This is a genomic window from Candidatus Polarisedimenticolia bacterium (assembly GCA_035764505.1).
In the GTDB taxonomy this organism is placed as follows: domain Bacteria; phylum Acidobacteriota; class Polarisedimenticolia; order Gp22-AA2; family AA152; genus AA152.
Genome location: DASTZC010000032.1, coordinates 1 through 2,372, shown reverse-complemented (window position 1 = coordinate 2,372; position 2,372 = coordinate 1). Strand labels below are relative to the sequence as shown.

The 2,372-nt window shown below is 66.7% G+C and carries 2 protein-coding genes; one reads left to right on the top strand and one right to left on the bottom strand.

The window, feature by feature from the left end; all coding sequences use genetic code 11:
* Positions 1-81: 81 nt before the first annotated feature.
* Positions 82-1,845, bottom strand: coding sequence for a hypothetical protein (locus tag VFW45_02345; protein HEU5179604.1), 1,764 nt, complete (start codon positions 1,843-1,845; stop codon positions 82-84).
* A gap of 56 nt (positions 1,846-1,901) precedes the next feature.
* On the opposite strand from VFW45_02345, the gene VFW45_02340 reads away from it, so the two are divergent.
* Positions 1,902-2,372 (top strand): hypothetical protein (locus VFW45_02340; GenBank protein HEU5179603.1); only part of this gene is annotated, 471 nt, incomplete at its 3' end.

Sequence of the window (2,372 nt, the reverse complement as noted above, 5' to 3'; positions counted from 1 at the left end):
TTACCTGCTTCAGGAAGGATCGGGCAGCGCCCGTGCCGCGCCGGCCGGCGCGGCCTGGAGGAAGAAGTAGTGGCGCGCGCGTCAGTCGCGCGGCGAAGCGTCCTGGCTTTGGGCCGACAGCGTCATGCTGCGGCCCGGCAGTCCTAGGACCGAGATCGCCACGATGCGGTAGAAGTAGAGGTGGCGGGGCTGGACCGAGGAGTCCTGATAGAGATAGTCGGTCTCCTCGAGGGTGTCGGCCCCGCTCGGAAGCGGCATCTCGTTCAACCGGACGAAGGGGCCGTCAGGCTGCGTGGCGCGGTAGACGTTCCATCCGAGCACGTCGGTCTCGCGCGAAGTCGCCCACTGCAGGGTGATCCCGCCCGGCGACGGCAAGGCGCTGAAAGAGGCGAGATCGAAAGGATAGAGAGGATCGATCTGGGCGGAGTAGCGGAAGCGCACCGGCGCTCCTTCCAGCGCCGCGTGGCGCACGATCATCACCGCCTCCTTCACGTCCTGCCAGGGAATGCCCGCCTCGGCATGTCCGCGCGCATCGAAGCTCAGCTCCACGCGGTGCGGCCGGGCGGCGCCGAACGGCTCGACGATCAGGTCCACCTCGAGCGGCGAGGGGAGCTCGGCGTCCAGGCGGATGCGCAGTCCTCCGCGGCTGCCGTCTCCCGGGAACCTCACGATCGAGGCGCCGAGCGGCTCCAGCGATTCCATCCCGGCCGATTCGGCGGGGAAGGCGGCGTGCGATACGGGCTCGAGCGCCGGATAGAGGGCTCCGAGCAGGAAGTGATCGCCGTCGTCGCGGTTGCCGGTGAACAGCGACCAGCGGGTGAAATCGGCGTACGACTCGACCAGACTTCCCTGGCCGCTGCGGCGCAGCACTTCGTCCATCAGCGGGAGCAGCGGCTCCGAGGAGCGCAGCGAGAGCTCCGTCCAGATTTGCCGGATTCCCTCGCCCCGATCCTCGCGGCGATCGGCGAGGAAGGAGGCCCACAGGGAATTACCCGCCGCCAGGAGCAGCGAGTCGGTGGCCAGCGAGACGTCCATATGCTCCAGCCGGTGCGCCATCGGCGCGCGCTGCGGCGTCGGATTGCCGGTCACCTGCATCTCCATCCACGCGGCCGTCGCCTCGGTCCACCAGATCGGGGCCTTCGTCGAGAGGCCGAGCAGGGCGGCATGGGCCACCTGGTGCGCCACCGCCGAGGCCAGCGCATCCCCCTCCAGCTGGGCGTCGAGCACCAGGTGGCTGGAAGCGTCGTCCTGCGGCGTGGAGGTGATGTCGCGGTCCGAAATCGTGAAGCCGTCGCGCGCTTCTCCCAGATCCACCAGGTAGACATCGTAGCGTCCGACTCCCGACGCGGGGGCGGGCCATCCCAGCTTATCGACCAGGATCGCCTCGGAGAGCTCCAGAGTCGCTTCGACCTGATCGACGCGATCGGGCACGCCGTTCGAGTCGCGGTCGGCGGAGGCGAAGCCGGGATCGTCCAGATCGAAGTGGATCGTGTAGCGGCCGTTGCGCGTGACACGCGCGCCGTCGCGATTGATGGCGGGACGCTGGCTCAGCTGTCGCAGCGCCTCGCGAGCCGGCTCGCCCAGGTTCTCGCGGTGCCTTCTCAGATCCTGGAGAATCGGGGAGATGCAAGGAGTCGGAAGCGTCTTTCCGTCCAGCACGGTGTTCAAGGCGCGCGCCAGGCCGTCCGGTTTGCGCGGCGCCACTGCCACCGGGTAGAAGGCCGTGTTCTTGTAGAAGTCGGAGGTTTTCAGGTCGGCGTCGGCCGAGCCGGCGCCCGCCGGGAGCCAGGAAAGAATGGAAATTGTGAGCGCGCTGGCGAGGACACACGAAACTGGCAAGCGCATCCGGTAGCTCCTGACCCCCTTTGGGGAAACGCTGTAAATATAAAACGGGATTGATGTTGGGTCAAGGAAAGCCTGCATCCCGCAAGAAAACTCCCCGCACTGGCCCGGCGCCCGGACTCGCGGCGAAAGGCATTATCTCTCAAGAGGTTAGACAGACCTCCGAGAAAAGCCGGCTGGCCTGGGGAATTGCGGCGGCTCTCGTTCTCGCCTTTCTCGCCCAGGGTCTCGGGTTCCTGCGAGCCAATTCCCAGACCAGCGACGAAGCGGTCCATCTATCCGCCGGCTACTCCTACCTGGAGCGCGCCGATTTCAGGCTCAACCCCGAGCACCCGCCTCTGATCAAAGAGTTGTGCGCGCTCTCCGTCCTGCTTTCCTACGGGTTACCTTTCCAGCCCAACGAGCGCCTGTGGCAGGCCTCCGAGGAATGGCGGATCGGACGCGATTTCCTGTATCGGGCACCTGTGTCCTGGGAGAGTATTCTCTTCGCCGCGCGGCTTCCCAATCTTTTTCTCGGCGTGCTCCTCGTG